Origin of the sequence: Halomonas sp. KM-1, from assembly GCF_000246875.1 — a bacterium.
Lineage (GTDB): Bacteria > Pseudomonadota > Gammaproteobacteria > Pseudomonadales > Halomonadaceae > Halomonas > Halomonas aerodenitrificans.
Genome location: NZ_BAEU01000138.1, coordinates 125,734 through 134,016, shown reverse-complemented (window position 1 = coordinate 134,016; position 8,283 = coordinate 125,734). Strand labels below are relative to the sequence as shown.

Annotated in this window: 6 protein-coding genes; 5 read left to right on the top strand and 1 reads right to left on the bottom strand. The window is 64.9% G+C overall.

Annotation, left to right across the window (positions count from 1 at the left end; translation table 11 throughout):
- The coding region (locus tag B8115_RS17015) for a LysR family transcriptional regulator (RefSeq protein WP_010629038.1) at window positions 1-601 on the bottom strand (601 nt) is incomplete at its 3' end.
- A gap of 479 nt (window positions 602-1,080) precedes the next feature.
- On the opposite strand from B8115_RS17015, the gene leuC reads away from it, so the two are divergent.
- The 5 genes from leuC to B8115_RS16990 all read left to right on the top strand — a co-directional run bounded on the left by leuC (window position 1,081) and on the right by B8115_RS16990 (window position 8,280).
- Window positions 1,081-2,526, top strand: coding sequence for a 3-isopropylmalate dehydratase large subunit (gene leuC / locus B8115_RS17010; RefSeq protein WP_010629037.1), 1,446 nt, complete (start codon window positions 1,081-1,083; stop codon window positions 2,524-2,526).
- A 3-nt stretch (window positions 2,527-2,529) separates the two neighbouring features.
- On the top strand, window positions 2,530-3,177 hold the full coding sequence (gene leuD / locus B8115_RS17005) for a 3-isopropylmalate dehydratase small subunit (protein WP_010629036.1): 648 nt from the start codon (window positions 2,530-2,532) through the stop codon (window positions 3,175-3,177).
- A 14-nt stretch (window positions 3,178-3,191) separates the two neighbouring features.
- Window positions 3,192-4,271, top strand: a complete 1,080-nt coding sequence (gene leuB / locus B8115_RS17000; RefSeq protein WP_010629035.1) for a 3-isopropylmalate dehydrogenase — start codon at window positions 3,192-3,194, stop codon at window positions 4,269-4,271.
- Between the two features lie 106 nt (window positions 4,272-4,377).
- Entirely contained in the window at window positions 4,378-5,490 is a 1,113-nt protein-coding gene (gene asd, locus B8115_RS16995; RefSeq protein WP_010629034.1) for an aspartate-semialdehyde dehydrogenase, read from the top strand.
- Between the two features lie 210 nt (window positions 5,491-5,700).
- The gene (locus B8115_RS16990; protein ID WP_158409659.1) at window positions 5,701-8,280 is read left to right on the top strand and encodes a FimV/HubP family polar landmark protein; all 2,580 of its coding nucleotides are present in this window, start codon (window positions 5,701-5,703) and stop codon (window positions 8,278-8,280) included.
- Window positions 8,281-8,283: the final 3 nt, after the last annotated feature.

Below are 8,283 nucleotides of genomic sequence, written 5' to 3'. Positions count from 1 at the left end.
TGAAGGTCAGCGGGCCGGGGAGCACGGCATCGAAGGCGCACAGTTCATGCAGCGTAAGCCGCCCATGACCGGCCAGCGGGTGGTCGTGGGCACAGACGAAGCACATGCGATCCTGCCACACGGGTACCACGACGAGCTGCGGGTCCGGGTGCGGCGCCAGGGTCACCACGGCGATCTCCAGCTCGCCGTCCAACACCCCCTGATAGGCCAGCTCCGAGTCGAGGAAGCGCAGGTCCATGCGTACCTCAGGATGGGCCTCTGTATAGGCCTTGAGCAGCGGCGGCAGGCGGTGCAGGCCGATATGGTGACTGGTGGCAAGCGTCAGGCTGCCTGCCACCTGACCTTCGAGATTGGTCAGGGCACGCCGGCTGTCGTCCACCATGACGAGGATTTGCCGGGCTCGGGGCAGCAGTACCCGGCCCGCCTCGGTGAGGGTGACGCGGCGGCCGATGCGATCGAAAAGCCGCGCGCCGATCTGGTCTTCCAGAGTGGCGATGCGCTTGGAGACCGCCGGCTGGGTCAGGTGCAGCTGCTCGGCGGCGCGGGAGAAGCTGCCGCTGTCGGCCACGGCGAGGAAGGCTTGCAGGCTTTGGGTATCCATTTCTCTTTTGTATTCCTTTATGGAATCCAATGAATAAATAACATGAATTGCTTTTATGGGCGAGCCGCGCAAGACTGCAATCACTCGGCCATGGCGATGCAGGAAAGGAGTAGCCTTGGCATGTCGGGGCTTTGCCGGCGACAAGGTCTTCGAGGAGGCGCTGTGAATCCATCCCTGGACGCTACATTTGCCATCCATGGCAAATGACCTCCTCTCCGACCTGTCCCCGGCGCCCCTCGGCGAGTCCTGCTGCAATGGCTCGTGAGGCAAAACGTACGAGATCGGCGAACCTTGGGAAGCGCTGAACAAATCGCCGAGCGAGATGAAGCGCAAGGCGCACGGAGCACAGGAACCGGAGCATATGGGGTATATGTGAGGATTCCGAGCACCGCGCAACGTAGCGATTCGCTCGCGTAGGCATTTGTGCAGTGTTTCCCCAGACCGGACAGGCAAAGGGCCATAGAGCCCGGGAGAACGATATGGCAGGCCAGACGCTTTACGACAAGCTGTGGTCGCAGCACCTGGTGAAGGAGCGCGACGACGGCACCGCACTGATCTACATCGACCGCCAGCTGCTGCACGAAGTGACCTCGCCGCAGGCCTTCGAGGGGCTGCGTCTGGCCGGGCGCAAGCCGTGGCGTCTCGACGCCAACCTGGCCACGCCGGACCACAACGTGCCGACCACGGTGAAGGAACGCGCCGAGGGTAACGCCGGCATCAAGGACCCGGTGTCGCTGATCCAGGTGCAGACGCTGGACGACAATTGCGTCGAGTTCGGCATCGAAGAGTTCAAGATCAACGACCCGCGCCAGGGCATCGTCCATGTGGTAGGGCCGGAGCAGGGCGCCACCCTGCCGGGCATGACCGTGGTCTGCGGCGACTCCCACACCGCTACCCATGGCGCCTTCGCCGCGCTGGCCCACGGCATCGGCACCTCCGAGGTGGAGCACGTGCTCGCTACCCAATGCCTGCTGGCGCAGAAGATGAAGAACATGCAGGTGCGTGTCGAGGGCAAGCTCGGCACTGGCGTCACCGCCAAGGACGTGGTGCTGGCCATCATCGGCAAGATCGGCACCGCCGGCGGTACCGGCTATGCCATTGAGTTCGCCGGCAGCGCCATCCGCGACCTCTCCATGGAAGGCCGCATGACGGTGTGCAACATGGCCATCGAGGCCGGCGCCCGGGTCGGCCTGATCGCGGTGGACGACACCACCATCGAGTATCTCGCCGAGCGTCCCTTCGCTCCCCGGGGCGAGCAGTGGCAGGCCGCCGTGGCCGACTGGCGCAATCTGGTTTCCGATGCGGACGCCGAGTTCGACAAGGTGGTGACGCTGGACGCCGCCGAGATCGAACCCCAGGTGAGCTGGGGCACCAGCCCCGAAATGGTCACCGGTATTTCCGGCGAAGTGCCCGACCCGGCCGAGCAGGGTGACGACACGGTCAAGCGCGGCTATACCCGTGCACTGGAGTACATGGGCCTCGCGCCCAAGCAGAAGATCATCGACATCAAGCTCGACAAGGTCTTCATCGGCTCCTGCACCAACTCACGCATTGAGGACCTGCGCGAGGCGGCCAAGGTGGCACGCGGCAAGAAGGTGGCCGACTCCATCAAGCTCGCCATGGTGGTGCCGGGCTCCGGCCTGGTGAAGCGCCAGGCCGAGGCCGAGGGGCTCGACAAGATCTTCATCGAGGCAGGCTTCGAGTGGCGTGAGCCGGGCTGCTCCATGTGTCTGGCGATGAATGCCGACAAGCTCGGTGCCGGCGAGCACTGTGCCTCCACCTCGAACCGCAACTTCGAGGGCCGCCAGGGCTACGGCGGGCGCACCCATCTGGTCAGCCCGGCCATGGCCGCCGCCGCCGCCATCGCCGGCCATTTCGTCGACGTGCGTCGTCTCGACGCACAGCCTGTCGCAGAGGAGGCTTGAGCCATGAGAAAGTTCGTACGCACCGAAGGGCTCGTCGCACCGCTCGACCGGGCCAACGTCGACACCGACCTGATCATCCCCAAGCAGTTCCTGAAGTCGATCAAGCGCACCGGCTTCGGCGTCAATCTGTTCGATGAGCTGCGCTACCTCGACGAGGGGCAGCCCGGGCAGGACTGCACCCAGCGTCCGCTCAACCCGGATTTCGTGCTCAACCAGTCGCGCTATCAGGGCGCCAGCGTGCTGCTGGCACGGCGTAACTTCGGCTGCGGCAGCTCCCGCGAGCACGCCCCCTGGGCGCTGGAAGATTTCGGCTTCCGCGTGGTGATCGCGCCGAGCTTTGCCGACATCTTCTACAACAATGCCTTCAAGAACGGCCTGCTGCTGATCACCTTGCCGGAGGACGTCGTCGACCGACTGTTCCGCGAAGTGGAGGCGAACGAAGGCTACCGCCTCGACGTGGATCTGAAGAATCAGCGGGTGATCACCCCCTCGGGGGAGATCCTCGAGTTCGAAGTCGACGCCTTCCGCAAGCACTGTCTGCTCGAGGGCCTGGACGACATCGGCATCACGCTGCAGGACGAGGACGCCATTCGCGCCTTCGAGGTGAAGCATCGCCAGGCCCGGCCGTGGCTGTTCCGCGATACCGCTTGAACAAGGAAGCAATGATGACACGCAAGATTCTGGTACTGCCGGGTGACGGCATCGGCCCCGAGATCACTGCCGAGGCCAGCCGCATCCTCGCCGCCTGCCAGGCCCACGGCCTCGACATCGAGATCGAGGAAGGGCTGGTCGGTGGTAGCGCCTATGACGAGCACGGCGAGCCGCTGCCCGCCGTGACCCTGGACAAGGCCAAGGCCGCCGATGCCATCCTGCTCGGCGCCGTGGGCGGACCCAAGTGGGACAAGCTCGAGGACCTCTCCAAGCGCCCGGAGAAGGGCCTGCTCGGCCTGCGCAAGAACCTCGGCCTGTTCGCCAACCTGCGCCCGGCCATCACCTACCCGCAGCTGGCCAGCGCCTCCAGCCTCAAGCCCGAGCTGGTGGCCGGCCTCGACATCATGATCGTGCGCGAGCTCACCGGCGGCATCTACTTCGGCCAGCCCCGCGGCATCGAGGTGCGCGACGGCCAGCGCGTCGGTTTCAACACCTACGTCTACTCCGAGAGTGAGATCGAGCGTATCGGCCGGGTCGCCTTCGAGCTGGCGCAGAAGCGCGGCAAGCGCCTGTGCAGCGTCGACAAGGCCAACGTGCTCGAGGTCACCATCCTGTGGCGTGAGGTGATGGAGCGGCTGGCACCCGAGTACCCCGACGTCGAGCTCTCGCACATGTACGTCGACAACGCCGCCATGCAACTGGTGCGGGCACCCAAGCAGTTCGACGTGATGGTCACCGGCAACATGTTCGGCGACATCCTCTCCGACGCCGCCGCCATGCTCACCGGCTCCATCGGCATGCTGCCCTCGGCCTCGCTCAACGAGAGCGGGCAGGGCATGTACGAGCCGTGCCACGGCAGCGCGCCGGACATCGCCGGCAAAGGCATCGCCAACCCGCTGGCGACCATTCTCTCGGTGGCGATGATGCTGCGCTACTCCCTCGGCGAGCCCGAGTTCGCCAGCCGCATCGAGGCTGCCGTAGGCAAGGTGCTGGACGACGGCCTGCGTACCGCGGATATCGCTTCGGAAGGAACGCGTACCGTCTCCACCTGCGAGATGGGCGATGCGGTGCTGGCGGCTTTCGAGTCGGCCTGACGGCCGTTGAGCATTCTTCGTCTCTAGCTCTTGCGCCCGGGCCCGCCTGCGAGGTGGGGCCGGGTCATGTATACTATTGGCCTCATTCTCTTCAGGAGGACTTCACATGTTGAAAGTCGGTTTCGTCGGGTGGCGCGGCATGGTTGGCTCCGTGCTCATGCAGCGCATGCAGGAGGATGGTGATTTCGACGGCATCGAGCCGATCTTCTTCACCACCTCCCAGGTCGGCAAGCCCGGCCCGGATATCGGCGTCGACGTTCCTCCGCTCAAGGATGCCACCGACATCGACGAGCTCAAGGCGTTGGATGTCGTGATCACCTGCCAGGGCGGCGACTACACCAAGCAGGTTTACGGTGATCTGCGCGGCGGCGGTTGGAAGGGCTACTGGATCGATGCCGCCAGCACCCTGCGCATGGCGGACGAGGCGACCATCGTGCTCGACCCGGTCAATCGTCGTGTCATCGACGACCAGTTGGCGCGTGGCGCGAAGACCTTCGTTGGTGGCAACTGTACCGTCAGCCTGATGCTGATGGGGCTGGGCGGCCTGTTCGAGGCCGATCTGATCGAGTGGATGACCTCCATGACCTATCAGGCCGCCTCAGGCTCCGGCGCCAAGCACATGCGCGAGTTGCTGCTGCAGATGGGTGCATTACGCGATTGCGTGGCCGATGAGCTGAACGATCCCGCCAGTGCCATTCTCGAGATCGATCGCAAGGTCACCCAGGCCATGCGTGGCGGCGACTTCCCGATCGATAATTTCACTGCGCCGCTGGCCGGCAGCCTGCTGCCCTGGATCGACACCAAGCTCGACAACGGCCAGAGCCGCGAAGAGTGGAAAGGCAGCGTCGAGACCAACAAGATTCTGGGTATCCAGGACAATCCGGTGCCCATCGACGGCATCTGCGTGCGCATCGGCGCCATGCGCTCACACAGCCAGGCCTTTACCATCAAGTTGAAGAAAGATGTGCCGATAGATGAAATCGAGGAGCGCATCGCCAAGCACAACGAGTGGGTCAAGGTGATCCCCAATGACAAGGAAGCCACCATCGCCGGGCTGACGCCCTCGGTCGTTACCGGTACCTTGAGTGTCCCGGTTGGCCGTCTGCGCAAGATGAACATGGGCGGCGAGTACCTCTCGGCCTTCACCGCCGGTGATCAGCTGCTGTGGGGCGCGGCCGAGCCGCTCAAGCGGATGCTGAAGATCCTGCGCGAGCAGTGATCTTTTCGCAGTGCCAAGGACGGGGCATCTCCTAGGGAGATGCCCCGTTTGTATATGAGGGGAGGCTGCGATGATGAGTTGGCTCCCATGCGTATCCGCCGGGGTGGCGCAGACAGTGCGCAAATATGGTACATATTCCGTCATGTTCTAAACGTTGGCATTACAAGAACCGGGCGTTTCGTAAGCAAGCGGGCAACGCAAGGGAATTCGATGAGACGTAAGTTGTCACTGGCCATGCTGCTGTCGCTTTCGGCCGTCAGCCCACCGGCGCTGGCACTGGGTGTCGGTGAAGTCGATGTTCGCTCCACCTTGAACGCACCGCTGCGCGCTGTGATTCCGCTCACCGATACGGCAGGACTCGACCCCGAGCGGCTGCGGGTCAGCGTGGCAGGCTCGCGTGAATTCGAATCAGCAGGCTTGTTGCGTACCCCGCTTGCGGCCAGCGTGAGCGCCGATGTCGAGGTGCGTCAGGGGCGGTGGGTGGTGACGCTGGCCAGTGAGCGGGTGGTACGCGAACCCTGGATGGACCTGCTGCTGCGTTTCGACTGGCCCAGCGGGACGCAGCTGCGTGAGGTTACCCTGCTGCTGGATCCGCCGGACTACGACAGCATGCCGGTACTGGTCAGCGGTTCGAGCCGTCGCTCCCAACCTGTCGCTCAGGTCTCGGAGCGAGTTGCTCAGCCGGCTGGCGAGTCGGTTTCCCAGCTTGCCGCCACGCTCGCAAACCAACCCATGACGGCAGGCACCGCCTGGGTGGGCAGCGGCGATACGCTGTGGTCGGTAGCCGGGCGCCTGCGGCCCGACAGCGGAGTCAGCATGAACCAGATGATGGTTGCGCTGGTCGAGGCCAATCCGGATGTCTTCCCCTCGGGTAATATTAATGCCATGCGTGCCGGCCATGGCCTCGTCGTGCCGTCACGTGAAGCCATCGCTTCTCGCACCGGTACCCAGGCCGATCACATCGTTCAGGCGATGAACCAGGCCTGGGCCAATCGCGGCAGCGGCACTCCCGCACGCGTTCCCCTTGGGCCGTCGGCTCCTGTGGCTGAAAGCGTACAGGTGGCCGCCGCTGCGACCGAGGCAGTTGAGCGGGTCGCTGCGGCCGAACCCGAGCCGACACCAGCGGCTTTGGTCGATACTGCCATGCCTACGACGGCGGCTGGCGATACTGGCGATGCCACTCCGCGACTTACGCTGCTCAGTGACGAAGAGCTTGCGGCGGAGGCTGCACTGCAGGGCGCGGATGCGGCCGGCCATGCCCTCGATGCCGACGTGCTGTCGGCCCTGGGGGGCGGGGAGTTAGCGCTGGGGCAGGGCGAGCCGCGTCTTGCACTGCTCGAACAGCGCTGGCAGGAGAGCCATGCCGCGCTGGAAGAGGTGCAGGCCGAGCGCGACACCCTGCAGCAGGAGCTCGGAGAGCTGCGTGATGAAGTCGAGACGATGCGCGAACAGCTGGCGGCCCTGCTCGCCGATGGCAGGGCAGACACGGGCATGGGAATCGGCAGTGTCGTCGTGCAGCCAGAGGGTCAGATCGAAGAGACGCCCTGGTGGGGAGCCGTTCATCCCGCTGACATCGACCGTCATCTGCTGCTGGGCGGAGCCGGGCTAGCCGCGCTGTTGGGCCTGTGGCTCTGGGTACGTCGGCGTCAACGTCACACCGCGACTGGGACGGGGAGTGTCTCCGTACCCAACATGGTACATGGCGTGCCGCCTGTCGACGCGATGCCGTCGCCGAGTCCGGCTGCCACCATGATGCCGCCGCTGGCGACAGGCATGAGCGTAGGCGACACCGAGGTGCAAGAGCAGGAGGCGCCGCGTCCGGCGATGCCGCAGGCTGAGGCCATCAGCGAAGCCGACATCTTCATGGCATATGGCCGCTACGATCAGGCCCGGGAAATGCTCGAGGCCAGTCTTGCCCGTGATCCCGAGCGCCACGACCAGCGCCTCAAACTGCTCAACGTCCATGTGGAGCAGGGGAACTGGCAGGCTGCCGAGGAAGAGATGCAGGTGCTCGCCGAAACCGGCGACTCCGCTCTGCTGGCCGAAGCGGCCAGATTGATGGCCAGACGCCATGCCGAGAGCGACCGCGCCGGTATGGACCGAGAGACTGATGAGTCGACGGTGGATGAGCCGTACGAGCGCCGTCACGCGGCCACGCCCATTGAAGGCATGCCTGGAGAGGTAACGGCTGGGGACGAGCCTGCGGCCGAGCCCTCTCGAGACGGTGGTGAAGCGCCGACTGATGGCGACGGTACGGCTGACGAAGTCGCTTTCCCGCCGCTTGCCCGGGATCGGGAAGCGACCGCAGGAGCTGCCGCTGCATATGAGCCGGGCGGCGATGGGCCGGCCGAGGAGCTACAGGCGCGTCCAGCGCAGCAGGCGGTGCCCATCGAGTGGGACGTCATCGACTATCGCCCCCCTCGTCTCGACCCGGAACCGGCTCCCAGGGTAGAGACGCCGATGCAACCGAGCATAGAGTTTCCTCGGATGGATGCGATTGACGACTCGCTGTCAGTCTCTGAAAGCGAGCCGTCCCCACGCGAGGAGTCTTCTCTTGATGAGGAGGAGCGGTGGGAGGTGGAGGAGGTGGCCTTCCCGCCGCTGGAGCGGGATAATGGCGCCACCCCGGACGAGTCTGTCCAGTGGGAGGAGCTGAGCGAAGCTCGCCGTTTATTGGAAAGCGGCGAGGTCGAACGTGCTCGTCCTCTGTTGCAGAGGTTGTCCCAAGGGGCCGAGTCGTCTCGCCTGCGTGAAGAGGTCGAGGCGCTGATCACTCATTATCGACTCTGACGG